Source organism: Halomonas sp. NYA30, from assembly GCF_976980765.1.
The window spans coordinates 3739960-3765979 of the sequence record NZ_OZ334477.1; the positions used below are offsets into that span (position 1 = coordinate 3739960).

Consider the following 26020-nt stretch of genomic DNA (forward strand, 5'->3'; position numbering starts at 1 on the left):
GCTATGATACCTTCGAGCCATCAACGCGGGGAGATCCACCATGGACGAGCAAGCGACAGATTCTTTACCATTATCGTCTACTGATCAAACCAGCAGCGACGGCGATATGCCGCTACGAATTAACCGCACCCCCACCGGGGTTCAAGCGCGTGACACGTTGCCTGAAACCGACCTTGACGACACTCAGCTTTACTTCAATCGCGAGCTGTCGCATCTACAGTTCAATATCCGCGTGCTGGAACAAGCGCTAGACGATGCCCACCCGTTGCTCAACCGCTTGATGTTCTTGCTGATTTTCTCATCCAATATGGATGAGTTTTTCGAAATTCGCGTAGCGGGATTAAAGCACCAGATCGCCCTTGGCGACGACACCACCGCGGCCGATGGCCGACTGCCTAAAGCCGTATTGGCCGAGATTTCTCAGATCGCACATACGCAAATTGATCGCCAGTATCAAATACTCAACGATACCTTGTTGCCCGCCCTGGAGACTCATGGGTTGCGCTTTCGCCGTCGCGATCAGTGGACTGATCAACAAAAGGCCTGGACGCGGGCGTTTTTCGATAACGAAATTATGCCGGTTATTAGCCCCATCGGTCTCGACCCTTCGCATCCCTTCCCGCGTCTGGTCAATAAAAGTCTTAACTTTATTGTTGAGCTGGAAGGCAAAGATGCCTTTGGCCGCGCCGGAGGTATGGCTATTCTACCAGCCCCACGCTCGCTGCCTCGCTTAATGGCGCTACCGAAGGAGTTATGCGAAGAGGGTTTCTCCGAGTATGTGTTCCTGTCCTCGATGATTCATGCCCATGCCGATGAGCTATTTCCCGGCATGCGCGTGCGCGGCTGTTACCAGTTCCGTTTGACCCGCAATGCGGATATGAGCGTTGACCCTGAGGAAGTCTCAGACCTTGCTTCCGCGCTGCGTGGCGAACTACTGGCACGCCGTTATGGCAGCGGTGTGCGGCTGGAAGTGGCGGACAGCTGCCCCGATGACTTAACTAATTTTCTGCTGCGTCAATTTGAGCTTGAGAGCGACGATTTATATCGGGTCAAAGGGCCGGTGAATTTAACCCGCATGATGTCAGTTCTGGGTGATGTGGACCGTCCAGAACTGCTCTATCGCCCGTTTACTCCCAGCATTCCGAAAGCGCTCAAAGCGGGCAGCTTGTTCGATGCTATTGCTAAGAGTGACATTCTGCTCCATCACCCTTTTCAATCATTTACTCCGATTGAAGACCTGCTGCGCGAAGCCGCCCGCGACCCGCATGTACTGGCTATAAAGCAGACGCTATACCGTACGGGCTCAGACTCGCCTATCGTTAGCGCGCTGGTAGAAGCGGCTAGCCAGGGCAAAGAAGTCACCGTGGTCATTGAACTACGTGCGCGTTTTGATGAAGCCGATAATCTACAGCTGGCTTCTCGTTTGCAGGAAGCGGGGGCAATCGTTGTCTACGGCATTATGGCGTATAAAACCCATGCCAAGATGCTGCATATAGTACGCCGCGAAAAAGGCGAGCTGTGCTACTACGCGCACCTCGGCACCGGTAATTACCACTCAAAAACCGCCAAACTGTATACCGATTACAGCCTGCTGACTGCCAATAAAGCGCTGTGCGCCGATGTGCATAAAGTGTTTCAGCAGCTGTCGGGGATGGGCCGCGCACGCAAAATTGACACGCTGTTGCATGCGCCATTCACGCTGCACGAGCGGCTAGTGGAAATGATTGACCGTGAAGCGCAAATAGCGCGCAAGGGTAAACGCGCCCATATCATCATTAAATGCAATTCGTTAACCGAGCCTAAACTTATCAAAGCGCTCTACCGTGCCTCCCAGGCGGGGGTTGAGTGCGATTTGATTATTCGCGGTATGTGCTGTTTGAAGCCTGGGGTGCCGGGGGTTTCCGAGAATATTCGTGTGCGCTCCATTATTGGCCGTCTGCTTGAACACACCCGTGTATTCCACTTTCACAATGATGGCAAATCGGAGACTTGGTGCTCAAGCGCCGACTTTATGTCGCGCAATATGTTTCACCGTGTTGAAACGTGCTTCCCGCTGCTGGATAAGAAGCTCGCCACCCGTGTGCGCAAGGATCTCGAAACCTACATGGTGGATAACTGCCAGAGCTGGCTGCTACAGACCGACGGCAGCTACCAGCTTCAGGATCCAGGTAAAAGCGATGCCATCAGCGCCCAGGAAACCCTGCTCTACGCCTACGCATCGAAAAGCTAAGTGTCGACAAGCTAGTTTTTAAGCCAAAACCCCGCTTTTTAGCGGGGTTGATTCTCACCAGAAAGGCTTAATCAAAGTATTTACAACCGTTTACGCATAGCGTTGGCGCAGTACTTTGGCAGCTTCGACCATATTAGCCAGCGCTGGCTCTACTTCCGCCCAGCCGCGCGTTTTCAGGCCGCAGTCCGGGTTTACCCATAGCCGCTCAGCCGGGATCTTCTCTAAGGCTTTTTCCATCAAATCGACCATCCAGCTCACCTCAGGAATATTCGGGGTGTGGATATCGTAAACCCCTGGGCCGATTTCGTTGGGATAAGCAAAGTCCTGGAAGGCGTCCAGCAGGTGCATATCCGAGCGCGATGTTTCGATGGTGATCACATCGGCATCGAGTGCGGCGATCGCACCGATGATGTCGTTGAACTCCGAGTAACACATATGGGTGTGAATTTGCGTGGTGTTAGCAACGCCTGCGGCACTTAGCTGAAAGCTCTCGACTGCCCAATCCAGGTATGCCTGCCACTCATGCTGGCGTAGCGGCAGCCCTTCGCGCAGCGCCGGCTCATCGATTTGAATCACATTGATCCCAGCTTTTTCCAGATCCAATACCTCATCGCGCAACGCCAAGGCAATCTGGCGGCAGGTGGTTTCCCGCGGTTGGTCATCGCGGACAAACGACCACTGCAGAATCGTCACCGGCCCCGTTAACATCCCCTTCATGGGCTTGCTGGTCAGGGTTTGCGCATACTGGCTCCAGCGAACGGTCATGGGCGCAGGGCGTGAAACGTCGCCGAAAATAACCGGCGGCTTAACACAGCGTGAACCGTAGCTCTGCACCCAGCCAAAGCGGGTAAAGGCAAACCCTTCAAGCTGTTCGCCAAAATACTCCACCATGTCGTTACGCTCGGCTTCGCCGTGCACTGGCACATCGATATCCAGCGCTTCCTGACGCTCAACCGCGTAAGCAATTTCATCCTGCATGCGGGCTTCGTAGTCAGCTGATGACAACTCGCCGACTTTAAACGCGCGCCGTGCAGCACGAATCTCATCGGTTTGCGGAAAAGAGCCAATTGTCGTCGTCGGGAACAACGGTAGCTTAAGCGCTCGCCGTTGTGCGTCAGCACGCACGCTGTAGGGCGCCTGTCGTTGGCTATCGGCAGGGCTAATCGCGGCCAGCCGCTCACTAACCGCTGCCTGGTGGATACGCGTTGATTCACGCCGGGCATCCAACGCTCGGGTTGCTTCATCCAAACGCTGCTCATCCTCAGGCATGGTACGGTTATCAATCAACCGCGCCAGGGTGACCACTTCCGCCAGCTTTTGCTGCGCGAAAGCCAGCCAACTCACGAGCTCCTCACCGAGTTCTGTTTCCTGCGCCAAATCTACCGGCACATGCAGCAACGAGCAACTCGGCGCCAACCAAAGCCGCTGCCCAAGGCGCACTTTTAACGGCAGCAAGCGTTCTCGCAATGCAGCTAAGTCGGCTCGCCAAATATTGCGTCCGTCAACAAACCCTATTGACAGCACCTGATGCGGGCCAAGACGGTCAATCACGCTCTCGACTTGTTGCGGCGCGCGCACGGCGTCGATGTGCAACCCAGCGACGGGTAAACGGGTAGCTAATGAAAGATTGTCGCCCAGGCCACCGAAGTAAGTAGCTAACAGCAGCTTTAGCGGTGCTGACTGAAGACGATGATAGGCACGCTCATAGGCCTGCTGCCACGCCAACGGGAGATCCTGCACCAGCGCGGGCTCGTCCAGCTGCACCCACTCAATGCCTTGGGTAGCGAGCCGCGCTAATATTTCGCCATACACGTTGAGTACGCTGTCTAGTAGCGTCAGGCGATCAAAATCACCGCCCTTGGTTTTTCCCAGCCATAGCCACGTTAGCGGCCCGGTTAGCGTTACTTTCGGAGTAAAACCCGCGCGTAACGCTTCATCCACCTCGTCGAACAGGCGGTTCGAAGCCAGGTTAAAGGTTTGCCCTTCGTGTAGTTCGGGGACGAGGTAGTGGTAATTGGTATCGAAGTATTTAGTCATTTCACAGGCGGCGGCGGGTTCACCGCTGGGGGCGCGGCCCCGGGCCATGCGAAAGGTGGTGTCGAGGTCGATATCGCCACCAGCCACTTCATGCTGGGCATTAAAACGGGCAGGTACGGCACCCAGCGCAACTGAAACATTAAGCACTTGATCGTAAAAAGCAAAATCACCAACACTAACAAAATCCAGCCCAGCATCCTGCTGCGCCTGCCAATGGCGCAAGCGAAGCTCGCGACCAGTGCTTTCAAGTTCGCTACGAGTGCATTCGCCCTTCCAGTATGCCTCAGTGGCCTTTTTGAGTTCGCGCTGAGCACCGATACGGGGATAGCCGAGAATATGAGAAACTGTCATGATGAACCCTACCAACGTGAATGAATTCACACAGTCTGGGCACCACGCCTTAGTGAATCAAACTAAAGTTTCTAATAGTAAAAATGAAAAATACTCACAATGATTGAACTGCGACATCTACGCACCCTGCTGGCTCTGCGCGAAACCGGCTCTTTGGTCGATGCTGCCGAGCGCGTGCATTTAACCCAATCGGCGCTTTCTCACCAGCTGAAAGACTTGGAGAGCCGCGTGGATAGCCCGCTATTCGTGCGCAAAACCCGCCCTGTGGAATTTACCCGCGCAGGCTTACGGCTGCTCGCCTTAGCCGATCAAGTATTGCCCGAGGTACGCAAAGCAGAGCGGGATTTGGCGCGCTTGGCAGGCACCGAGCAGGGGCGTTTGCATATGGCCATTGAGTGCCACAGTTGCTTTCAGTGGCTGATGCCGACGGTGGATTACTTTCGCGATCACTGGCCGGAGGTGGAAATCGATATTCCCAGTGGCCACCACTTCGACCCGCTTCCAGCGCTTGCCCGCGAGCAGTTGGATCTAGTGATCACCGCCGACCCCCAACCGCTTGATGGCATTCACTACGCCCCGCTGTTTCGCTATGAAGGATTATTAGCCGTCGCCCGCCAGCACGCTTTTGCAGGCCAGGGCTTTATAGAGCCCCAGGCACTGGCGGATGAAACCTTGATCACGTATCCCGTTGAGCAATCACGGTTGGATATTTTTACTCAGTTTTTGCAACCGGCGAATGTACGCCCTCGGGAGATCCGCACCGCCGAATTGACGATTATGATGATGCAGTTAGTAGCCAGTGGGCGCGGCGTATGCGCGCTGCCCAACTGGGCGCTCACCGAGTATTTAGAACGCGATTACGTCAGCGCGGTAAAGCTGGGCGAGCATGGGGTATGGAGCACGCTGTATGCGGCGATTCGTGAAGAGACCAGGGAAGCGCCGTGGATGCAGGATTTTTTGCGCACCGCGCGGGAAACCTCCTTTGCGGTGCTGACGGGGGTTAAGCCAGCGGATCGCGACGGGGAACCAGCAGCGTAAAGCGCGCACCGCACAGGGTGGGGCTGGTATCGATGGTTACGCTGCCGCCGTGCCCGGCCATGATTTTCTGCACAATCGAAAGCCCTAACCCGTAGCCGCCGGAACTGCGGGCGCGGCTGTCATCCAGCCGGGCGAACGGTTTAAAGATATCTGCCCGCGCTTCGGGCGGAATACCCGGGCCGTCATCTTCGACATCGATACGCACCAAGTTAGGCTCGTCCCACAGCTGAATCACCACCTGAGACTTGGCATGCCGACAGGCATTACCGACTAAATTCTGCAGGGCGCGCTGAAGATAGCGTGGCTCCGCCAACAGCTCAATTTCAGGACCGGGCGCCAGCGTTAACGTTAACTCTTTATGCAGCGGTGAAAGGGTATCAATCACGCGTTCCGCCATGGCACGGCACTCCACCAGTGACGTTTCAAGTTCAGCGCCATTGACCGTTTCACCGCCTAAGCGTGCATAGGTGAGTATTTCATCGACTAATTCATCAAGTTCGGCAATATCTGCATCAATGCCCTGCAACTGACGGCGAATAGCAGGCTGGTCGGTCATATCTTCGACCATCTGTACGGCAAAGCGAATACGGGCGACCGGGGTACGCAGCTCGTGGGAGACCGCGCGAATCATCTCTTGCTGACCACGCAGCAGGCTCTGCACTTGATTGGCCATGCCGTTAAACGCCATGCCTAACCGCCCTAAAAAGTCACCGCTTTCAACTTTTACCCGCGTTTCCAAACGGCCACTGGCGATCCTTGTCGCGGCCAGCTCTAGCCGCGCCATACGGGCCTCAATACTGCGCATAATTAAATAGATGATCAGGCTGAGCACGATCATCAGCCCCACCAGAAGCGGCAGGTGCAAATTAGGTGGCAGTGTATCGCCGCGCGAGATAGGCCCAGCTTGCAGCCACTGGGATTCGCCTGGCAGTTGATAAAGCAGCGTGATGGAGAGCTTATCAGAGACTAACTGAGTGATGACGCCGCCACTCGCCAGTTGGGCCTGCTGCTGGGGCGATAGCCCGGCTGGCAAAGTAGACAATAGCTGAAGCGGCCAGCTGCCTTGGCGCAACTGGGCGATGCGGTTTTCTCGCTCATTTTCGGGCGCAGCCGCGAGCCAGTCCCCCAACAGAGCAATGCTGCCGTGCCACTGATGCTCACTCCACTCTTCAAGCCTGGCTTGCAGTAACCATGTATCGCCCGGTAAGCGTTGCTGTAATAACCACGGCCTCTCGGCAACCAGTATCTTGCCCTGCTCTAGACGTGATCGCTCAAAATAGCCAAGATCAGCTTCGTTGATAGGCTGCAGGGTCAACTGCAACTCAAGTTGCTCGGAAAAACGCGCAAGCAAAGCGTTTCGCTGGCCTGCAGGCAGGTCGGCTAATTGTTGCGTCATCAGCGACATAGGTAACGCAGCTAGCTGCTCGCGGTAATCTTCGCGGCGCACCTGCTCGATAAACGAACGCCCTGCTAACGCAATCACAAACACCACCAACAACGCTACGCCCAGCAACAAATAGAAGCGTAAAAACGAGCCGTTACTGAGCACCCGCCGCATGATGCCTTCCCTCTGCATGATCAACTGTCTTTAACGAAGAGATAACCTTTACTGCGCACGGTTTTAATTCGGTGAGGCTGATTAGGGTCATCGCCAATTTTAGGCCGGATACGCGACACACGAACATCAATAGAGCGGTCCTGGCCGTCATACTTAATTCCCCGTAAGTCACTGAATATCTCTTCACGGGTAAGCACTCGACCGGCATTTCGGCCCAACAGCCACAGCAGGTCAAACTCAGCGCTGGTTAGGTCGATACGCTCCCCAGAGAGCCAGGCTTCGCGGGTCGCGTTATCGATCTCTAGGTTTTCAAAGCGCAACCGCATTTCACCGTCCGGTGCAGGCCCATCAGCGCGACGTAGCAGTGCTCGCATACGCGCCAGCAGTACCCGCGGTTGAACAGGTTTCGGCACATAGTCATCAGCGCCCATCTCAAGCCCCAAGACTTGATCCAGGTCGTCGGTGCGCGCGGTCAGCATCATGATCGGGCCAGCAAAGTTAGGTCTAACGCGACGACAAATAGCCAAACCATCTTCACCTGGCAGCATTAGATCTAAAATGACTAAATCGGGCTGCAGAGTTAAAATACGGTCAACCCCTTTCGCCCCATCAGCTTCCAGCGTTACTTGAAAGCCATTCGCTTCCAAGTAATCACGGGTAAGTTCCGCCAAGCGCTGATCATCTTCAATGATCAGGACATGATCTTGATCGGGATAGTCAGGCATGACAGGTTCTTGCGACTCAAGCGCCTGAAACTGCTGTTCCAAATGATCTACCATCCTCTTTTTGCACTCCGCTTAGGCTGTTTATTTTTTCACCCGCTCACCCAGTAACAACGCAGGTGTCCTATTGTTGGCTCTCAGGATAACTCAAAACCATCAAAACACCTGCCTCTGTCGTTATCATTGCGCTTATTGATGGATCCGGAAGGCCTGACACTTGATTCTCACAGCAACGGAAGCTAATGTAGAAACGCTAACTGTCGACAATTTGACAGAGGAACCTGCCATGGGAAGTAGCAAAACGAAAAGTGTTATTAAACGTGTTTACATTCCAACCCAAGTGCGCGACCTGCCCAACGGGGAAAAGTTAAAAATACCCGGGCATTATAAAGCACCACCCGGTGAAGGAAACGACACAATTGAGTAATGCTCTATTGAGTAGTCCTTTATTCAGTGAGTAAGCCTCAAATTAACAAAAAGGCAGGCCATCACAGGCCTGCCTTTTTCATTTGATCGCACTCAGCTAGGCCGCTATCCCTTCGGACCAAACAAGAACCACGCAATCAAACCGATCAATGGGAAGAACAGCAATACTAGAATCCAGATCAGTTTAGCAAAACCACCTGCATCGCTTTTGGCCACTTTGACGATGGCCCAAATAACGATAATAAGCCAAATTAGTCCTAATAATCCACCTACTTCAATGCCCATAGCAACTCCTTAGCGTGTTGGCACTCTGTTTCTGAAACCTAGCTGTTTAACTCTTGCTATCAACTCCACCTTCACAAGCTGAACTCACTGCTCGGGAAGGCTTAACACCATCTCACCTGCCTGTATTTCAATCGACAAGAGGTTCAAAAAACTCATGCCGAGCAGGACGGTGTCGCGATCCATGCCAGGGCTAATAGACCCCTGTACATTTTGCACTTTTAACCCGCCCAGGGAAACCTCATCCAGTTCGGTTAAGGTACCTTCTACTCGGCCATTGGCGGTATTAAACCAAGCACTGCGCCCCGGCGCCAAGCCCAGCTCATCGGCCAAAGCGGCCGATACCGCTACATAAGTGGCGCCCGTGTCGAGCAAAAAGGTGACGGGCTCACCATTAATTCGGCCGGGCGCCTCAAAATGACCAGCACGATTACGCTTTAAGGTAATCGGCTCACCCGCAGGCAAGGTATGCACGATGTTGGCGTTGGGGCGCATCATCTCCTCCAGGCCACCGTGTATCCACCACGTCCCAACGGCCATTAACAGCACCCAAAACAACAGCATCATGACGATGCCACCACGCTGTGCTATTGGCGTTGCTGTCTGCGTCACCATCGTTCACCTCGCAGAGGTAGGGGCGTAGGGGCACCCTGCTATCCCTATTGTGTGTTTTCCCAGGCAAGCGCAGCCTCCCGGCCGCGGCGCTCGTTGACCTTAGCGCAAATAAGCATCGCGATAACGAACAAGGCCACACATAATAGAATAGACGCTTGCAAGCCAATGAGCGTTTGCAACACACCCAGCATGACGATACCAAACACCCCCGCCAACTTATTGGCCAACCCCCAGAAACCGAAAAACTCAGCTGATTTTTCCAGCGGTGAAAATAGACCAACCAGTGCCCGGCTGGCAGATTGGCTAGAACCAAGGCTCAGCCCCGCCAAGCAACCCACTACCAAGAATACGTACTGGGCCTGCCACTGCACCTCAAACTGTTCGTTGATCCACTGGGTAAGCTCCGGGGTTGCCCAGATGGCAATAATCGCCAGCACCCAGAGCGCCAGCGTCATTTGGTAAGTGTGCTTGGCACCTAGCCGATCCTGTAACCAACCAAACCCCAGCGCCCCCGCCGCCGCGGTAACTTGAACAATAATAAACATGATATTGCGTACATTCTCGTCCCAGCCAATCACTTGGGCACCATAGATAAATGCAAACGCGATAATGATGTAAACACCGGCCATTGAGAACAACAGCGATATTAAAAACACGGCCAGGTCTTTGAAATAACGCAGTTCATGCAGCGTGGATGTCACCCGCTTCAAGGCAATATGACGGTACGAGACGCCACGAGGCTGAGGCGCACCACGCTCTTTTAACCATAAAAAAGTAGGGATAGCCGTAATCAGAAAAAAACCAGCGGCAAAGGGACCCACCCAGCGTATACGTTCAAAATTATCCGCGCTTGCCTCACCTAGCACCACCAGAGTAAAGCCTGCTGCAAATAGTCCGCCAATGTAGCCTAACGCCCAGCCAAAGCCGGAAATTTTACCCAGCGACTCTGGCGGCCCCAGTTCAGGTAAAAAGGCGGCTATAAACGACTCCCCCATGGAATAAGCGTAATTAGACAGCACAATTAATAGCAGGCCAATAATGACGTAGCCGGGTTCAACAAAGTACAGCATGGCCGTCGTGACCACGGTGGCAAGATAGCTGATGAGCAGAAAACGCTTTTTCTCAGCCCGGTAGTCCATCACCGCGCCACACAATGGGGCCGTGATCACTACCATCAGATAGCTGATAGCCAGACCAAGGCTCCATAAGAAGTTGGCAAGTCGGAAGTTATCACCCCGATCCCCGACGATGACCGTGGTAAATAGCTCGCCAAAGACCACGGTAATGATCAGAAGCGTGTAAGCCTGGTTGGCAAAATCAAACATCGCCCAACCGAAAATCTCTCGACGCGATGCGTAGCCATTCATCGCCTTAGCAGTAGTAGCAGGCAGCATTAGTTTACTCTCACAGAGGAAGTCGTAAGCCTAGCAGGTGGAGCCAGCAATATGCCACGGCTTGCGTTGGCATATTAGAGGTGACAGATGACCAGCGTTGCTCTAAGTTTGATTGACTGATAGGTCAAATGGGTAGACAGCAATGGGATTAGTCCCACCACCTTCACGGTTATTATATCCATGCCTTTTAAAAAGGTTGATGGCTGTGTTGTGTCTTTGCCTAGCCATGGTTGCTAACACATATGCTGAAGCGCCCCTCACCTTGGCGTCATTAACCTTTATCACTGAAGAATACCCTCCCTACAACTATATCGCTGATAATAGCAATGTCGACAATCAGCAGTTAACAGGTCTATCAATTGAGTTATTGGAAGAGATGTTTGCCGCGACTAAAACACCATTTAGTCCTCAGGATATTCGTTATTATCCATGGGTTCGCGGCTATGAGATGGCGCTAAGTCAGCCTAACATGGTGCTATTTTCAACTACTCGCACGCCTGCACGGGAGGCCAATTTTCACTGGGTGGGGCCGATTGCTCAGGATCGAGTCGTACTGCTCGCCCATCGTGACGCACCAATCACGATTGATTCGTTAGCTCAAGCCATTGATCGCGAACTGACCGTGGCAGTGATTCGTGAAGATATTGGTGCCCAGGCACTGTTGGAAGCAGGTTACCCTGATCGCCTGCTAGTACCCGCCATTGATAACCGCAGCGCGCTCAATATGCTGACCCGTGGGCGGGTTGATTTATGGGCTTATAGTGAGGATGTAGCTGCCTGGATAGCTAAATCCAGAGGTTACCCTAAAGATAATTTAATCCCGGTTCACACGCTCAGTGAATCCTCTCTATACTTTGCCATAAACCAAGCTACAGACCAGCGCTTGGTAGCGCTGATGCAACAAGCATTAGACAGAGTGCAGGCAGAGCGGTCTCAGAGGTAAATAATGGTGGCTAATGACGTAATTTGCCAATGGCGATACCGCATGGGCGTTGCTCTTATCAGCGCTATGGGTAGCTGCAGCCTGCCGCTTCAAGCGATGCCGCTCACTATCAACACGGAAGAGTACCCGCCGTTTAACTATGCGGACGACCAAGGCCAAATCATCGGCAGCGCGACGATGCTCCTTCGCAACGCGCTACGCCAAGCGGATATTGAGGCCTATTTTCGGTTGCTGCCTTGGGCCCGCGCTTACACCGAAGCACGCTTAAGCGACAATCACTGCGTTTATTCCACGACTCGTACTCATGAGCGGGAAGCGTTATTTCAATGGGTTGGGCCGCTGGTAGTCAATGAGTGGGCTGCGTTCAGTTTAGCCGAACGCGAGCTAGATGTTACATCGCTTTCTGAGCTGCGCGACTGGCGTGTAGGAAGCTTTCGGGAAGATGCTGTAGGCGATTACGTTGCTTCTAGCGGCAGTAATGTTCTACTTGCCCCCTCAGAGCGAGAAAATATCGCGCGCTTAAAGGCGGGCCTGCTTGATGTCATTGTGACAGGCAAAGCAACCGGTGAATTTATGGCACAAGAACAGAACATAGCGCTCGAACATTTGTTTACCTTTCACCGTGCACCGCTTTATCTCGCCTGCCATCCCAGCGTTTCTGAAGCGCTTCTGGCACGTTTGCAAACGCAGTTGGATGCCCTGCATCGCGATAGGCAGGAGGAGAGCCAGTGATAAGCCCTCGCCCGCGGTTTCCTCTCTCTGCCCCTGGCATCGCGCCTAAAAAAGGCAGCTTAACCACTAAGCAAGCGCTGCTCACCCTGCTGATTGCGTTACTGATTAGTAGCGTGGCGGGCAGTATTGAACTGTTCAGCCACGCCACCAATATGCGCCAGGAAGTGCAACTGCGTGTTGCCCAGCAACTGGCGATTGTTAATGGGGCAGCCGCCGAAGCCGCCTTCCAACTAAACCCCGACCTCGCCCACCAAATCGCTTACGGGCTGTTTAGTGATGATGAGGTAGCGTGGGTCTCCATTCGCGACGATTTTGGCCGTGCGCTGGCTGAATTTAACACCCCCGAACAGGCGGATTCGACCTGGCTCAGCCAGTACCTGTTTGGCGATATACTGCATCACCAAACCGCCCTCCAATATTACATGGGCAGTGATATGCCGGAAGCCATTGTCGGCGAAATTGAGCTGATGCTATCAGAAGGCTATTTAACCCAGCAGTTTCTGACGCGGATTTATGCGGTGGTTGGCTTCAGTATTCTGGAAGCGTTTATTCTAAGCATTCTGGTCATCGCATTTTTCCACGTGTTTATTACCCGCCCCCTGCTCAAAGTACATGCGGCGATTGCCCAAACCGATCCCAATCGCCCTGGTCAGTGGCCCAAACCAGCGTTACACGGCCACCGCCATGATGAACTGGGACACCTGGTAGATAGTTTGGATCATTTGTTGAAAGCCTTTCAGCAAGGCCTGGAACAACGCGACCAGTTACATCACTTATCCAATATGGATGGCCTAACAGGGGTAGCTAACCGCCGCCACTTCGATGAGTTTTATAAACAACACTGGCTCTTGGCGCAGCAAACGCAGCAGCCGCTATCAGTGATTTTTATCGATATCGATAACTTTAAAGAGTTTAACGACCACTATGGCCATGCCATGGGTGACGAGACGCTGCGTGCGGTCGCCAATGCACTCAATCAGTGTATTGACCCTGCACGGGATTTACTCGCCCGCTATGGCGGCGAGGAGTTTGTTTGTGTACTGCCAGACCAAGACCATGATGACGCGGTAGACGTTGCCAACTGTTTGCGCGAAGCCGTGCTGTCGCTGGCCATTCCTCACGCTTTTTCAAGCACTCATTCAGACCTCACCGTTAGCATGGGTGTTGCTAGTATGTCCGCGGGCGTTTTGATTAGCGCTGAAGCATTGGTTGAACACGCTGACCAGCACCTTTACCGCGCCAAACGGCTGGGCCGGAACCGGGTAGAGACACGCAAACGCCCGGCTTAAAAAAGCCGGGCGTTGTGATACGACCATTGCGAAAAGCTAACTTTGCGAAGAGCTGGCTTTGCAAAGAGCTAACTTAGCAAAGAGCTAGCAGCGTCAGAGCAACCAGTGGGCAGCCACCGCGGCCAAGCCAATGACCATGGCCGTCAGTACGGCTACGGTCACTACCCGGTCAAGCCAACGATCAAAGGCAACCCCTTTGGGCTGCCTTCGCGTTGCGCCATGGCGTCCTTGCCGAGCCATTAGCCTGTTCGCTCCATTATCGTGCTCCTGAAATAGCAAGCTCCCGCAACAAAAAGCTTGCCTGTCCCTAGCGTTACTAGCTATTAATGCGCCGGTTGACCACATTGGGCGCACGACGAAGACGCTCTTCTTCCCCTAATAGCTCGGCTTCAAAGGCGTCAGCCCCCACTGGCGTTTCCCCATGGCGGCGATAAAGCTGCGTCAGCATCGCCTTGCGGTCTGCGCGCAGTTCCTGCACTAAAACAAACACCATCATATACAGAATAAAGGTGAACGGTAGTGCCGACAGCACCGATGCGGACTGCAGCCCCGTTAAACCACCAGATGCAATCAGTGTCAGGCAGATGGCGGCGATCAGCACGCCCCAAATGACGCGCTTATACAGCGGCGGATTGATCGAACCATTATCGGTCATTTGCGCCACGATATACGAGGCCGAGTCAGCGGAAGTGACCAAGAAAATAAAGATCAACATCATCGCAACGATTGAAAGCGCGCCCGTAAAGGGCATCAGCTCAAACATCTCAAACAGTGCGACCGTTATATTATCCTGGGTCGCGGCAGCTAGGCCGACATCCGTACCATTCAACTCCATATGCAACGCCGCGCCACCGAACACACCAATCCACAAACAGGCGAGCAGCGGCGGTACGAAAAGCACCCCAAACACATACTCTTGGATGGTACGACCACGGGATACGCGGGCAATAAAGGTACCCACAAACGGCGACCAGGCGATTACCCAGGCCCAGTAGAAAATCGTCCAGCTGCTTGCCCATTCATTATCGCTATAGGGGGAAATACGCAGGCTCATACCGATAAAGTTCTGCAGGTAATCACCAATACCCACCGTGATGATCTCTAATATCGCCACGGTGGGGCCGGTGAACAGCACATAGAGCATCAACCCAATACACAACACCATATTGAGATTAGACAGGCGTTTAATGCCTTTATCCAAGCCCGACCAAGTCGATGCCATATAAGCGCAAAACATGACGAACAGAATCACAAACTGCCAAAAGCCGTTTTCCGGCAGGCCGAACACGGCGTTTAAGCCGCCATTCATCTGCAGCACCCCCAGCCCCAGCGACGTAGCGACGCCCATGACCGTGGCGACCACTGCAAAGACATCCAACCAGGAAGCATAAGGGCGAATTTTAGGGTTTTTAGCCGTTATCGACGACAACACCGAAGACACTAGCCCGGCCTGCCCTTTGCGGAACTGAAAATAGGCAATGATCAACCCCACAATCGAGAACGCTGCCCACTGATGAATGCCCCAGTTAAAGTAGCTGTATTGAATTGCATAGCGAGCAGCCGCTTCGGTTTCGGCGGTTCTATCACCATAGGGCGGTTCGATGAAGTGAAACATGGGTTCCGCCATGCCATAGAACACCAGCCCGACACCAAAACCAGCGGCCAGCAGCATGCTGATCCACGAGAAAAACGTATAGTTGGGGCGGCTATCCTGAGGGCCTAAACGCACTTTGCCGTATTTACTCAGTGCCAAACCAAACAGAAAAATCACAAAACCAAATACCGAAAATAGATAAAACCACCCAAATAGCCCGGTAACAGTGGTCAGCGCCCCCTCTGCCGCGCTGGCAAATCCTTCAGGAAATGACGCCCCGACCACTACCAAGCCAAAGATAATCACCACCGATGCGATGAAAACCGACTTGCCTCCATGATTAGCCATATAACCGTCCTGTTAGATGAGCCTTGTTTAGATAAGCACTGCCTACTAAGCGCATGCTTGTACAACTAAACTTGTTTTGTACAGTTTAATGGTAACAGTTGAAAAACCTAATCGCACTGTCAGTAGTGCATGGCCCGGCGCCGCCGACGACGCATTGCGTCCTATTGCCATGCAGTGAACTTGCTAGACCAACTGTGTTCCAATGGGTGCGAATAACCGATGGAGGCTCTCATGCCACAGATGAATCGCGACCAACGCAACGCAGCATGGCAAGCGGCAAACCAATGGCGCGCCCGTGCAGCGCAAACCCAACCCACCGGCCTAGCAGGTAGCTTAAAGCTGCTGTTTACGTGGTTGGCTTTTGGCGCGTTGATGATAGTAGGTGTGGTACTCGGCCTATTTTTCTTATTGATTGGCTGGGCAATGATGCCGTTTATGCGTCATAAAATGAAAAAGCGTATGGAGCAAATGCGTGCTCAGCAGGCGCAGGATATCGGCGGCGGTTATTCTCACGGAAATACCTCTACGAACAGCCGCCCAGGTCATCAGGATGCATTAGAAGGTCACTATAAAGTTAAAGACAGTGAAGTTAAAAATGGTCGTTAAGTAGGTAGTCACTGATTGCGCCGCCTGTTAAAGCGGCGCATGTATCCACGTAAATGTTGCCGCTAGCGTTAGCGGCATAACTACCAAGCTCCCCAGGTTGCCAATCAGGACCAGCGACGCCACTTTCTGTGGCGCAAGCTGGTACTGCTCTGCCACCAAATAATTCAATACCGCGGGGGGTAACGCTGCAAACACCAGCAGCACGGCCATCTGCATGTCATTAAGTGGCAGTAGCCACATTAATGGCAACGCAATCACTAACCCCGACAGCGGACAGAGCACCGCCCCCAGCATCCCCGTGCGCCAATCGCTAAAGTCGATTTCCAGCAGCCGCACCCCTAGCGCAAACAGCATTAAGGGGATACATACTTCGCCCAGCATACGCATAGCCTCCAGCAGCCAGCCCGGTAGTGGCAATCCACTGATATTCACCGAAAGCCCCGCCAAGCTCGCCAACACGATAGGCATGCGCAGCATCCGCCATAGCGAAGTACGCGGATTTAGCATATAAAGGCCTACCGAGAAGTGCAGCAGCATCTCAACAATAAACACCACTACGGCGGCAGGCAGCGCGTCAGGGCCGAATGCGAGTACCAGTAACGGCACCCCCATATTGCCTGAATTGTTGAACATCATAGGGGGAAGAAAGGTTTTAATATCCAGCTTAAGCCACTTAACCACCGGCAACAGCACAATCCCCGACCCCAGCACCACCGCAACAGCTGCCGTAGCAAGCCAGGCGTATTCAGCAAGTGGCGCCTGGCGGTCAGCCAGCACGGCGAATACCAGTAGGGGAACGAACAGCTCCATATTGAGAGTATTAAGGCTGCGAATGTCTGGTGTCCGGTAGCGTCCATAGGCAGCGCCACAACCGGTAATTAAAAACACGGGCAATAGCGTGGCCAGGATATGTCCAATCATGCGGGCCATCCCGCCTGACTCCATGGCTTCATTGTTCCTTCCTAGTCAGAGTGACCCGTTTGCCGGGCTAGTTATTATCAGTGGCGGGTGGCTCAAGAAAGCGCTGCCAGAGCGCGGTGACGATATCGCGATGTTCCCTAAACTCTTCACCATCGGTAAGCGCTTTTTCACCGGTGAGCGCCGCTCGATGGGTAGCGCTGCGATAGGCCAAGTAAGCTTCTCTCAGTCGCTCCGCTTCTTCATAAGGTAAGTGCCCACTCTCCGTCAGGCTCTCTAAAATACGGATATTGTCACTATACGTCAGTAGCGCTGGGGTTTGGTGAGCGAGCGCTAACACCGCGTATTGGCAGAGAAACTCAATATCCACCATACCGCCCGCATCTTGCTTAATGTTAAACGTATCACTGGTCGCTTTACTGCCCAGATGGTCGCGCATTTTCTGGCGCATTTTGACCACTTCTTCGCGCAGCGCGGCTTTATCACGCTCATTGCCTAAAATATCGCCGCGCAGCTGGGCGAATTTTTCGGCCAGCACATCACTACCCGCCACGACACGGGCGCGCACTAACGCTTGGTGTTCCCACGTCCAGGCGTTCTGCCGCTGATAGTCTGCAAAGGCTTTAAGCGATGTTACCAATAGCCCTGAATTCCCCGAAGGCCGTAGACGCATATCCACTTCATAAAGCGTGCCGGTGGGGGTTATCGCGGTAAGCAGGTGAATAATACGCTGGCCCAAGCGGGTGAAAAATACGGGGGTATCAATGGGCCGTGGGCCATCCGTCGCGCCTTGGCCATCGCTATCATGCAGGAAAACAAGATCTAAATCGGAGCTGTAGCCCAGCTCAATGCCGCCCAGCTTGCCGTAGCCGACAATCAGAAAGGCTGCCTCACGGGTGTTCAGGCCCTCAGGCACGCCATGCTTACGGGTAATATGTTTCCACGCCATGGCCAGCACAGCATCAAGGATGACTTCGGCGATAAACGTTAAGTAATCACTTACTTTCATTAGGTGCCGAGTGCCCATGATATCTGACGCCGCCACATGAAGCGTTTGCGCGTGCTTAAAGACACGCAGCGCCTCCAGTTGCGCCTCTTCGTCATCCTCTGGCAAGCGGTTCAGCGTTTGACGTAGCTCATCGGCTAGGCGCGCTTTATCGGCTGGAGTGTAGAGCGTTTCCGGGGTCAGCAGTTCGTCGAGTAGGATGGGGTAACGTGCCAGCTGTTCGGCGATCCAGGGGCTGGAAGCACACAAGCGCATCAGGTGTTCAAGCGCCTGAGGGTTTTCGCGCAGCAGGGCAAGGTAAGCGGTACGCCGTAAGACGGACTCAATCAGCGGCTGCACCCGCGCCAGCGCAGTATCCGGAGCCTCGTTGTCGGCCACGGCATCCAGTAGTAGCGGCATTAACGCATCCAACCGTTCAAAGCCAATCCGCTGCATGCTTTGCACTTGCCGGGAGTGGTAAAGACTCTGCAGTCGCTTTAAGGCTTTTTCCGGCGCATTAAAGCCCGCCTCGGCAAGGTGCGCAGTGGCTTCCTCCGCCTCTAGCTCGCCGCGCCAAATCAGTCGCCACTGGGCCAAGCCAAGCTGGCTGTCGTCGTTGGCCTCATCCACGTCTTCTTCAGGGTCCGCGATCACTGCATCAAAGTGCTGGCGCACGCGCTCGCGCACTTCATCAAGCTGGGCAATCAGCCCCGGCCAGTCTTCATGGCCCATGGCGAAGGCTACCCGCTCACGGTCGCTGTCATCGCTGGGTAGGGTTTGCGTCTGGCGGTCTTCCAGCGCTTGAAGGGCGTGTTCAACGTCGCGCAGAAAAGCGTAATCGGGCAACAACTCATCAACCACTTCTTGCGGCAACAGGCCCAGCTCGGGCAAGCGATTGAGCGCGGTTTTCAGCGATGTCACCTGTAGCTCGGTATCACGGCCGCCGCGAATCAGCTGGAACGCCTGTACCACAAATTCAACTTCTCGAATGCCGCCGGGGCCGAGCTTGATATTGCTCTGCATACCCTTGCGCTTCACTTCGCGATTAATCATCGCTTTCAACTCACGCAGCGACTCAATCGCGCCGAAATCAAGATATTTGCGATACACAAAGGGGCGTAGCCCAGCGAGCAATTCATCGCCTGCGTCTAAATCACCTGCCACAGGACGCGCTTTCAGCATTGCGTAGCGCTCCCACTCGCGGCCTTGATCCTGGTAGTAGCTGGAGAGCATGGAAAAACTGCCCACCAGCGGCCCGCCGTCGCCTAAAGGCCGCAAGCGCATATCTACGCGAAAGGCGAAACCGTCCGCCGTGATAGCATCTAGGGCGCCGATGAGCTTTTGGCCAAGCTTGGTAAAGTACTCTTGATGCTCTAAGGGCTTGCGCCCGCCCTGGGTTTCGCCTTTTTCAGGAAAGGCAAAGATCAGATCAATATCGGAGGAGAGATTCAGCTCACCCGCACCCAGTTTGCCCATACCCAGCACAACCAAGCGCTGGGGCGAGCCGTCTTTGCGTGGCGCGGGCTCACCCCAGCGCGGCGCGTAAAATTGCTCAAGCCAGCTCAACGCGGCTTCCAGGCAGATTTCGGCAAGCTCAGACACCGCCTTGGCGGTATCCCACATAACGTGGCCGGGCGCACGATTAAGGTCACGCCAGATAATGCCGACCATCCGCTTGCGGCGAAAACGGCGAATAACCCGCTGCATGGCCTCTTCGTCGTCGGCGCTCTCAAGCAACTCATTCAGCCAGCTAGCCAGTTCATCCCGCCCGGGGTTTATGTCCAATTCACCGGCAATATCCAACTCAGCCAACCACTGGGGGTAGCGGGCCAGGGTATCCAGCGCGAAGGTTGAAATGGCTAACACTTTAGCAAGCGCCTCGCGGCGCTGCTCAGAAAGCCCCTGCCAACTGCTTGAAGGCAGTTCTTGCTGGGTCATCTCAGCAATATTATCGGCTTGGGTCAGCGCCTCAATTAAGCGCTGCCAAGCGGCCTGGGTAGTTTTTTGTAACGACGCTGGCAGCGTCGACAACGGTAAAAAATCGTCGTTCACTTGCATAACTACCTCGCTGTCCAGCGTGTTAAAAATATTTAGCTCTTAAACCAGCTTAGCTATAAAACTTTTCCCAACCTAATAGACCCCAAGTAAGGCCGGCCATCATCAGTGACAGCATAACAGCGGCGGAGCCAATATCCTTGGCCCGGCCAGAAAGCTCGTGGTGCTCAGTACCAATGCGATCAACCACGTTTTCAATGGCACTATTAAGTAACTCTACGATTAGCACAAAAAACAGGCTACTTACCAATAGTAGCCAACTGATGATGCTGTCCCCTATCCACCAGGCGAAGGGGAGTAACAACGCAGTAATCACTACTTCTTGGCGAAAGGCTGCCTCGTTTCTAAACGCTGCCTTAAGCCCCTTCCACGAATAGCGCGTGGAGTGGACCAAATGGGTTAAACCGGTATGCCCTGGTTTCATGCAGGTCGCCTCACCTTGTGAGCGTAAAGGGAAATCAGTTCGCTAAAATCATGGCGTCCAGATCCAGTGATAAGGGATCCAGCACCTCAGACCAGCTTAAGTACGGCGTACTGCCGCTACCATTGACCATGACACTAAATACTCCCCAGCGTCCTTGCGCGGTGCGAAAATAGCCCGCCGCGGCGCGCACCGCAAAGGGTTGATTAAGAGTACCGGTTTTTAACATGACATTGTTTTGAAACGTGGCTGAACCACGCCGAATAAAGCGCATAACGCCGTTGGCTGGTGATTGAAAGGCGGCCACGAAGCTTGGAAACAGCGCGCTCTGCCGAAACATGTCTTCCAGTAACACGTTAACTCCCTGAGCCGATGTGCGGTTTTCCGTGGTCAGCCCACTGCCGCTATACAACGTTAATGGCCCATGGCCGGGAAGACGCTGCACATAAGACTCAATGGCTTGGCCTGCCTGGCGTAACTGCGCCTGGGGCGTCTCGACCAGATCAAGCGCCAGTACATCAGCCATGTAGTTATTGGAGTAGTTCATGATGCGCAGCAATATTTCTTGCAGGGGCTGACTGTCGACGGCGGCCAAGCGCTGAGCCGTGCTGGGCGGCTGGGTCGAACTGACGCGCCATGAGTCGCGCACCTGTATCCCCGCCTGATTTAGCATCCCCGTCAGCACTTGTGCGGTTTTCTCGGCCGCATCGCCCGCGCCACGATAAACATCCCGGGCAGTGGCATTAGTCGAAATCTGTCCCGTCAGGCGCATCACATCACCACGTTCATCGGTGATACGTTCAGCGCTAATCTCTGTGCCGCTATTGGCTGGGCGAGTGACGACTTGATTATCAATGGTGATCAGCGAGGTCTGGCTATCGCACAGCCCCACCCGGGCTGGCTCACCTGCGCTAGCAGCGGGGGCGACATTGACACACCAACTGCCGAAATTAACGCCTGCTGACGAAAGCGGCGCGCTGTAGGCGTTGGCGACCCGCGTGAGGGCATCGCAGCGGTCGGTAGTAATACAGTCAACCGGCCCAAACCGCCACTGGCTGATCACCAAAGCGCCATCAATTTCACGCACCCCGGCTAAGTGCAAACGCTGCACCAAGCGCCATAGGTTTTCCGTGGTCAGGCCGGGGTCGCCACCGCCCTCAAACACTAAATCGCCACGCAGCACACCGCCTTCAGCTCTATCCTCAACCCTGCCCGAGCTAACTAGCTGGCTGGTAAAGCGATGCTGAGGACCAAAACGGTTCAGCGCCGCCGCCGCCAGGTATGCCTTGGTAACAGACGCGGGCGATAACTGGCGCTCTGGATTAATGCTGCCCAGCAGCGCATTGGCGCCTGTGTCGGCGTCAAGCAGGCGCGCTTCAGCACTGATCGAGAAACCTTTGTTCTGCAGTTGGCTCAGGCGGCTGAAATCAGCGAACAGGCTGGCACTGGCGCACAGGGCCAGCGAGGCAACCCCGGACACCAGCGACCAGCGCCGCAGACGCTTAACAGTAAAAAAAGAACCCATTAAATTACCTCAATGCACGTTCATTTTGGAAAACACTTGCAGCAGAACCACACCCGCCACAATCAGGCTAATCCCCAGTACCGCCGGTAAATCGGGCTTTTCACCAAACACCACAATGCCGACCAAGGTGACCAGCACAATGCCCAGGCCCGCCCAAATCGCATAGGCGACCCCCACCGGCAGCGTACGCAGCACCAGGCTGAGCAGATAAAAAGCGAGCCCGTAGCCAACCACCACCACAACGCTCGGCAATGGACGTGTAAAGCCCATAGAAGCCTTTAATGCACTCGTAGCAATGACTTCGGCCACAATCGCCAACACTAAATAAACAAACGTCATTTTCGCTCCAAATCAACCCATAACCGCCACAGCGCTTGGCCACTTTGAGCATACTTCGCCTCAAACGGAGTTAAATAGTCACCTTCAGGTGCAAATTCAGCCACTATCGCCTGCTTGCCGGTTACCTGCGCCACCGCCAAGGCAAACTCTTCAACGTAAAGCGACCAATTTGAGCGCAGCTCAAGGTGCCCGCCAAGCGCCAACAGTGTGGGTAAAACCGCATGGCCATGCCAGCGCATTTTAAGATGCCCTGCTTTGGGGTAAGGATTGGGGTAAAGCAAATAGTGATATTCGGGCGCCCAGCCTGCCTGATAAGCCAAACGCCAGAAATCGACCAGATCCGCGCGCACTAGCAGTGCATTATGTGGCAATTCGCCGTGATCACGCCCCAAACGATCCTCGCTGCGATCAATGCCAATCACGGCATGGCCGGGGAACTGCGCCGCCAGTTGGCGTGTCGATACCCCGACGCCACAGCCGGAATCAAATATCAGCGGCGCCTGACGGCTCGCCAACCATTCAGCCGCCTGCGCAAAGTTGCGCTGCGTGTGTTCGGCGATCGGTTTACGTAATGGGTGCGTGAGCGCTCGGTTGACCCTGCGCGCCAAATCCTGATGCGGGCCTGGCTGATTAGACGTCACTGGTCGAGAATTATGCTGCATGCCATCTCTCGGCTGAAAAGCGTGATTCTATCAGTCTCAAACGCTTGCGGCATGACGCCGTTGCGTGGCCGGTGCTATGATCACGCATTAGGTACTTATTAAGCGCATCGCTTTGGTCATCATAGAGCTAGTTATAATTGACTTTGTCATAATTTAATTAGCTATAATTGACTTAGAGCGTTGTCAATAATTGTTATTACCACCACCGCATCACGAGGAACCCGGCTTGTCACACTTACCGGTGATTGTCGGCATGGGCGGCATCAACCCTGCTGGCAGAACCTCTGGCCATCAGGCCTTCCGCCGCACTGTGCTTGATGCCCTCCCTGCTGACCAGCAACGCCAGACACTGGAAGGCTTGGCGGCGCTTATGCGCCTAGTAGAGCACTCCGAAAAGGGGTGGCAGGACAGTCAAGGCCAGCCCGTAGACGCCCCGGCTCAGTCGCTGCGTGATCAGGTATTGAACCATACCCTGATCCGTCGCAACGAAGACCCGCGTTTTCTCGCCCCCGGCCTACCGTCTAACCGCCAGGCCAGCATGCAGTTTGCTGAGCCGATGCGCTTTACCCTGCGCCGTCGTCAGCTGCCCGACAATCTGCCGGCCGACTGGCAGGTGCGCGATATCGATGCCCGCGAGGTAGAGGTCAGCGTGCCCGCAGGCATACTAGAGGTATTGCTGCCCGATGCGCAGGTACCCAAGGTACGCGCAGCGGCGCAGTTGCCTAGCGGTTTTGACCCCGCCAGCCTCTATCGCAGCGTGCATCACCCGCGCGGTCTCTCGCTAGCGGTGTTTGGTGCCAGTGATTGCCTGGGCGCCAGCGGTTTCTCCTGGGAGACACTGCGCCAACAGCTGAACCCGGACCATATTGCCGTGTACGCGGGCAACTCCATCGGCCAGTTGGATGACCAAGGCTGGGGCGGCTTGCTCAAAAGCCTGGTGACCGGCCAGCGCGCTACCTCCAAGCAGATGCCGCTAGGCTATGGCCAGATGCCCGCCGACTTTTTGAATGCCTATGTACTCGGCAGCGTCGGCGGCACCGGCGCGGCGCTAGGCGCCTGCGCCAGCTTTCTCTACAACCTGCGCCTGGGTATTGACGACATTCGTGCTGGGCGCCGCCGCGTGGTGATGGTCGGCACGTCCGATGCGCCGATTACGCCGGAAATCATCGAAGGCTTCCGGGCGATGGGCGCTCTGGCTGACGATGCTGGGTTAAAAGCGCTGGACGCGCTTGAGTTGCTGACCGACAGCGACTACCAGCGCGCCTGCCGCCCGTTTGCCCGCAACTGTGGCTTTACCATGGCGGAAGCCAGCCAGTTTGTGCTGCTGATGGACGACTCCCTGGCGCTGGAGGTCGGTGCAGATATTTTGGGCGCGGTACCCGAGGTATTCGTCAACGCCGACGGTTATAAACGTTCGATTTCGGCGCCGGGTATCGGCAACTACATTACCCTCGGTAAAGCGGCTGCACTGGTGCGCGATATGCTCGGTGAAAAAGCCCTCAAAGAGCGCAGCTTTTTGCACGCCCACGGCACCAGTACTCCGAAAAACCGCATTACCGAGTCCCATGTGTTCGATGAGATTGCCCGCGCCAACGGTATCAGCGATTGGCCAGTCGTGGCGATTAAAGCGTTTATCGGCCATTCGCAAGGTTCAGCGGCGGGTGATCAGTTGGCTAGTGCCCTGGGCAGCTTTGCCCACGACCTATTGCCTGGCATTCCTACGCTTGATGCTGTAGCCGACGATGTCTATGCCGAGCGGTTACGGTTTTCGCAAACCACCCAGGCCTTCCGTGCTGATGCCTCTTTTATCAATGCCAAAGGGTTCGGCGGCAATAATGCCACCGGTGTTGTACTTTCGCCTGCGGTGACCGAACGCTTACTTGCCCAGCGCCATGGCGCAGCGGCGATCCGTGCCTGGAAAGCACGTCGTGAGGCAACCCGCGAAGCAGCGGCAAGCTACCTCGCTCAAGCTGACCATGGCCACTACGCGCCACGCTATCAGTTCGGTGAAGCAGTGCTGGAAGGCCCAGAGTTGGATATTTATGCCGACCGGGTTCATATTCCCGGTTACGACCACGCGGTTTCGCTCACCAGTGACAATCCGTTTGGCCGTTTGGACGAGGAGACATCGTGATGAGCAGCGGCAAAATCAATATCGCCGTCTATCCAGGCACTTTCGACCCGATCACCAATGGCCACTTCGACCTCATTGAGCGCGGCGCGCGCATGTTCGACAAAATCGTTATCGCAGTGGCGGCGAGCCCTGGCAAAAGCCCCAATCTCGACCTGGAAACGCGCATGGAGCTGGTCAAAAAGGTCTGTGTGTCGTTACCCAACGTAGAAGTTATCGGCTTTTCCACCTTGCTGACTACGATGATGCATGAGCAGGGAGCGACGATTATTCTGCGTGGCCTGCGCGCGGTCTCCGATTTTGAGTATGAGCTGCAGCTTGCCAACATGAACCGGGCGCAAAACCCAGAGCTGGAAAGCGTGTTTTTAACCCCAGCGGTCGAAAACTCATATATTTCTTCGACCATTGTGCGCGAAATTGCCAAGTTGGGCGGCGATGTTTCTCGCTTGGTGCATCCACAGGTCGCCGAAGCGCTACGTAAGCACTACACTAGCTAGCCAACGCCATTGTTGAGTAAAACACTCGGGTATTAGACAGCCCGAGTGTGAACGTATACGCGAGGTATGCCCATGGCCCTGATGATTACCGACGAGTGCATTAACTGCGACGTCTGCGAGCCCGAATGCCCTAATGATGCTATCTCCCCAGGCGAGGAGATCTATGTCATCGACCCCAACCTATGCACCGAATGCGTAGGTCACTATGACGAGCCTCAGTGTCAGCAGGTTTGTCCGGTGGATTGTATCCCGCTTGACCCAGAGCGCCACGAAAGCCAAGAGCAGTTGATGAAGAAGTACCGCATCATCACGGCCGCTTAAG

Annotated in this window: 23 protein-coding genes; 9 read left to right on the forward strand and 14 right to left on the reverse strand. The window is 54.6% G+C overall.

Annotation, left to right across the window (positions count from 1 at the left end; all coding sequences use genetic code 11):
- Positions 1–40 precede the first annotated feature (40 nt).
- Positions 41–2230, forward strand: a complete 2190-nt coding sequence (gene ppk1, locus ACWI0H_RS17420) for a polyphosphate kinase 1 (RefSeq protein ID WP_035562061.1) — start codon at positions 41–43, stop codon at positions 2228–2230.
- A gap of 90 nt (positions 2231–2320) precedes the next feature.
- Here ppk1 and metE read toward each other — a convergent pair whose 3' ends face one another.
- Entirely contained in the window at positions 2321–4618 is a 2298-nt protein-coding gene (metE, locus tag ACWI0H_RS17425) for a 5-methyltetrahydropteroyltriglutamate--homocysteine S-methyltransferase (RefSeq protein WP_101147572.1), read from the reverse strand.
- Between the two features lie 99 nt (positions 4619–4717).
- On the opposite strand from metE, the gene ACWI0H_RS17430 reads away from it, so the two are divergent.
- The gene (locus ACWI0H_RS17430) at positions 4718–5656 is read left to right on the forward strand and encodes a LysR family transcriptional regulator (RefSeq protein WP_101147573.1); all 939 of its coding nucleotides are present in this window, start codon (positions 4718–4720) and stop codon (positions 5654–5656) included.
- On the opposite strand, the gene ACWI0H_RS17435 is transcribed toward ACWI0H_RS17430, so the two are convergent.
- From ACWI0H_RS17435 to ACWI0H_RS17455, 5 genes are all read right to left on the reverse strand, one after another.
- Complete coding sequence (locus ACWI0H_RS17435) at positions 5619–7214, reverse strand: ATP-binding protein (protein ID WP_485876257.1); 1596 nt, start codon at positions 7212–7214, stop codon at positions 5619–5621. The genes ACWI0H_RS17430 and ACWI0H_RS17435 overlap by 38 nt on opposite strands.
- A gap of 20 nt (positions 7215–7234) precedes the next feature.
- Positions 7235–7993, reverse strand: coding sequence for a winged helix-turn-helix domain-containing protein (locus ACWI0H_RS17440; RefSeq protein ID WP_008957562.1), 759 nt, complete (start codon positions 7991–7993; stop codon positions 7235–7237).
- 474 nt (positions 7994–8467) lie between these two features.
- On the reverse strand, positions 8468–8647 hold the full coding sequence (locus ACWI0H_RS17445) for a PLDc N-terminal domain-containing protein (protein ID WP_101147575.1): 180 nt from the start codon (positions 8645–8647) through the stop codon (positions 8468–8470).
- An 84-nt stretch (positions 8648–8731) separates the two neighbouring features.
- Positions 8732–9259 carry a retropepsin-like aspartic protease family protein gene (locus ACWI0H_RS17450; protein WP_008957564.1) on the reverse strand — a complete coding sequence of 176 codons (528 nt, stop codon included), beginning with the start codon at positions 9257–9259 and terminating at the stop codon, positions 8732–8734.
- A gap of 44 nt (positions 9260–9303) precedes the next feature.
- On the reverse strand, positions 9304–10653 hold the full coding sequence (locus tag ACWI0H_RS17455; RefSeq protein ID WP_485874063.1) for an MFS transporter: 1350 nt from the start codon (positions 10651–10653) through the stop codon (positions 9304–9306).
- A gap of 226 nt (positions 10654–10879) precedes the next feature.
- On the opposite strand from ACWI0H_RS17455, the gene ACWI0H_RS17460 reads away from it, so the two are divergent.
- From ACWI0H_RS17460 to ACWI0H_RS17470, 3 genes are read left to right on the forward strand one after another with little or no spacing between them, the layout of a single operon-like run.
- A complete protein-coding gene (locus ACWI0H_RS17460) occupies positions 10880–11596 on the forward strand; it encodes a substrate-binding periplasmic protein (protein ID WP_485874064.1) in 717 nt (238 codons plus the stop codon).
- A gap of 42 nt (positions 11597–11638) precedes the next feature.
- On the forward strand, positions 11639–12328 hold the full coding sequence (locus tag ACWI0H_RS17465) for a substrate-binding periplasmic protein (RefSeq protein WP_485874065.1): 690 nt from the start codon (positions 11639–11641) through the stop codon (positions 12326–12328).
- On the forward strand, positions 12325–13617 hold the full coding sequence (locus ACWI0H_RS17470) for a GGDEF domain-containing protein (RefSeq protein WP_485874066.1): 1293 nt from the start codon (positions 12325–12327) through the stop codon (positions 13615–13617). The genes ACWI0H_RS17465 and ACWI0H_RS17470 overlap by 4 nt, the downstream gene beginning before the upstream one ends.
- Before the next feature lie 93 nt (positions 13618–13710).
- Here ACWI0H_RS17470 and ACWI0H_RS17475 read toward each other — a convergent pair whose 3' ends face one another.
- The gene (locus tag ACWI0H_RS17475) at positions 13711–13857 is read right to left on the reverse strand and encodes a hypothetical protein (protein ID WP_008957566.1); all 147 of its coding nucleotides are present in this window, start codon (positions 13855–13857) and stop codon (positions 13711–13713) included.
- 76 nt (positions 13858–13933) lie between these two features.
- Entirely contained in the window at positions 13934–15559 is a 1626-nt protein-coding gene (locus tag ACWI0H_RS17480) for a BCCT family transporter (protein ID WP_485874067.1), read from the reverse strand.
- A gap of 231 nt (positions 15560–15790) precedes the next feature.
- On the opposite strand from ACWI0H_RS17480, the gene ACWI0H_RS17485 reads away from it, so the two are divergent.
- Positions 15791–16165, forward strand: coding sequence for a hypothetical protein (locus ACWI0H_RS17485; RefSeq protein ID WP_336273674.1), 375 nt, complete (start codon positions 15791–15793; stop codon positions 16163–16165).
- A gap of 27 nt (positions 16166–16192) precedes the next feature.
- On the opposite strand, the gene ACWI0H_RS17490 is transcribed toward ACWI0H_RS17485, so the two are convergent.
- The 6 genes from ACWI0H_RS17490 to trmB form a co-directional block, all read right to left on the reverse strand.
- The gene (locus tag ACWI0H_RS17490) at positions 16193–17086 is read right to left on the reverse strand and encodes an AEC family transporter (protein ID WP_336273697.1); all 894 of its coding nucleotides are present in this window, start codon (positions 17084–17086) and stop codon (positions 16193–16195) included.
- Between the two features lie 67 nt (positions 17087–17153).
- The gene (glnE, locus tag ACWI0H_RS17495; RefSeq protein WP_336273673.1) at positions 17154–20126 is read right to left on the reverse strand and encodes a bifunctional [glutamate--ammonia ligase]-adenylyl-L-tyrosine phosphorylase/[glutamate--ammonia-ligase] adenylyltransferase; all 2973 of its coding nucleotides are present in this window, start codon (positions 20124–20126) and stop codon (positions 17154–17156) included.
- 49 nt (positions 20127–20175) lie between these two features.
- Entirely contained in the window at positions 20176–20547 is a 372-nt protein-coding gene (locus ACWI0H_RS17500) for a diacylglycerol kinase (protein WP_008957571.1), read from the reverse strand.
- A 34-nt stretch (positions 20548–20581) separates the two neighbouring features.
- On the reverse strand, positions 20582–22069 hold the full coding sequence (gene dacB, locus ACWI0H_RS17505; RefSeq protein ID WP_485874068.1) for a D-alanyl-D-alanine carboxypeptidase/D-alanyl-D-alanine endopeptidase: 1488 nt from the start codon (positions 22067–22069) through the stop codon (positions 20582–20584).
- A 9-nt stretch (positions 22070–22078) separates the two neighbouring features.
- Complete coding sequence (locus ACWI0H_RS17510; RefSeq protein WP_008957573.1) at positions 22079–22408, reverse strand: DMT family transporter; 330 nt, start codon at positions 22406–22408, stop codon at positions 22079–22081.
- Positions 22405–23070, reverse strand: a complete 666-nt coding sequence (gene trmB, locus ACWI0H_RS17515) for a tRNA (guanine(46)-N(7))-methyltransferase TrmB (protein WP_336273671.1) — start codon at positions 23068–23070, stop codon at positions 22405–22407. Before trmB ends, ACWI0H_RS17510 begins: the two co-directional genes overlap by 4 nt.
- A 253-nt stretch (positions 23071–23323) precedes the next feature.
- Here trmB and ACWI0H_RS17520 point away from each other — a divergent pair, with 253 nt between their 5' ends.
- From ACWI0H_RS17520 to ACWI0H_RS17530, 3 genes are all read left to right on the forward strand, one after another.
- The gene (locus ACWI0H_RS17520) at positions 23324–25204 is read left to right on the forward strand and encodes a beta-ketoacyl synthase (RefSeq protein WP_485876259.1); all 1881 of its coding nucleotides are present in this window, start codon (positions 23324–23326) and stop codon (positions 25202–25204) included.
- Positions 25204–25698, forward strand: a complete 495-nt coding sequence (gene coaD / locus ACWI0H_RS17525) for a pantetheine-phosphate adenylyltransferase (RefSeq protein ID WP_336273670.1) — start codon at positions 25204–25206, stop codon at positions 25696–25698. Before ACWI0H_RS17520 ends, coaD begins: the two co-directional genes overlap by 1 nt.
- 72 nt (positions 25699–25770) lie before the next feature.
- Positions 25771–26019, forward strand: coding sequence for a YfhL family 4Fe-4S dicluster ferredoxin (locus ACWI0H_RS17530; RefSeq protein WP_008957577.1), 249 nt, complete (start codon positions 25771–25773; stop codon positions 26017–26019).
- The last annotated feature ends 1 nt before the right edge of the window (position 26020 follow it).

Bases quoted from the DNA above. Each gene is read 5' to 3' on its own strand.
- ppk1 (WP_035562061.1), top strand. From the start codon at position 41: ATGGACGAGCAAGCGACAGATTCTTTACCATTATCGTCTACTGATCAA.
- metE (WP_101147572.1), bottom strand. From the start codon at position 4,618: ATGACAGTTTCTCATATTCTCGGCTATCCCCGTATCGGTGCTCAGCGC.
- ACWI0H_RS17430 (WP_101147573.1), top strand. From the start codon at position 4,718: ATGATTGAACTGCGACATCTACGCACCCTGCTGGCTCTGCGCGAAACC.
- ACWI0H_RS17435 (WP_485876257.1), bottom strand. From the start codon at position 7,214: ATGCGGCGGGTGCTCAGTAACGGCTCGTTTTTACGCTTCTATTTGTTG.
- ACWI0H_RS17440 (WP_008957562.1), bottom strand. From the start codon at position 7,993: ATGGTAGATCATTTGGAACAGCAGTTTCAGGCGCTTGAGTCGCAAGAA.
- ACWI0H_RS17445 (WP_101147575.1), bottom strand. From the start codon at position 8,647: ATGGGCATTGAAGTAGGTGGATTATTAGGACTAATTTGGCTTATTATC.
- ACWI0H_RS17450 (WP_008957564.1), bottom strand. From the start codon at position 9,259: ATGGTGACGCAGACAGCAACGCCAATAGCACAGCGTGGTGGCATCGTC.
- ACWI0H_RS17455 (WP_485874063.1), bottom strand. From the start codon at position 10,653: ATGCTGCCTGCTACTACTGCTAAGGCGATGAATGGCTACGCATCGCGT.
- ACWI0H_RS17460 (WP_485874064.1), top strand. From the start codon at position 10,880: ATGGTTGCTAACACATATGCTGAAGCGCCCCTCACCTTGGCGTCATTA.
- ACWI0H_RS17465 (WP_485874065.1), top strand. From the start codon at position 11,639: ATGGGCGTTGCTCTTATCAGCGCTATGGGTAGCTGCAGCCTGCCGCTT.
- ACWI0H_RS17475 (WP_008957566.1), bottom strand. From the start codon at position 13,857: ATGGCTCGGCAAGGACGCCATGGCGCAACGCGAAGGCAGCCCAAAGGG.
- ACWI0H_RS17480 (WP_485874067.1), bottom strand. From the start codon at position 15,559: ATGGCTAATCATGGAGGCAAGTCGGTTTTCATCGCATCGGTGGTGATT.
- ACWI0H_RS17485 (WP_336273674.1), top strand. From the start codon at position 15,791: ATGCCACAGATGAATCGCGACCAACGCAACGCAGCATGGCAAGCGGCA.
- ACWI0H_RS17490 (WP_336273697.1), bottom strand. From the start codon at position 17,086: ATGATTGGACATATCCTGGCCACGCTATTGCCCGTGTTTTTAATTACC.
- glnE (WP_336273673.1), bottom strand. From the start codon at position 20,126: ATGCAAGTGAACGACGATTTTTTACCGTTGTCGACGCTGCCAGCGTCG.
- ACWI0H_RS17500 (WP_008957571.1), bottom strand. From the start codon at position 20,547: ATGAAACCAGGGCATACCGGTTTAACCCATTTGGTCCACTCCACGCGC.
- dacB (WP_485874068.1), bottom strand. From the start codon at position 22,069: ATGGGTTCTTTTTTTACTGTTAAGCGTCTGCGGCGCTGGTCGCTGGTG.
- ACWI0H_RS17510 (WP_008957573.1), bottom strand. From the start codon at position 22,408: ATGACGTTTGTTTATTTAGTGTTGGCGATTGTGGCCGAAGTCATTGCT.
- trmB (WP_336273671.1), bottom strand. From the start codon at position 23,070: ATGCAGCATAATTCTCGACCAGTGACGTCTAATCAGCCAGGCCCGCAT.
- ACWI0H_RS17520 (WP_485876259.1), top strand. From the start codon at position 23,324: ATGGGCGGCATCAACCCTGCTGGCAGAACCTCTGGCCATCAGGCCTTC.
- coaD (WP_336273670.1), top strand. From the start codon at position 25,204: ATGAGCAGCGGCAAAATCAATATCGCCGTCTATCCAGGCACTTTCGAC.
- ACWI0H_RS17530 (WP_008957577.1), top strand. From the start codon at position 25,771: ATGGCCCTGATGATTACCGACGAGTGCATTAACTGCGACGTCTGCGAG.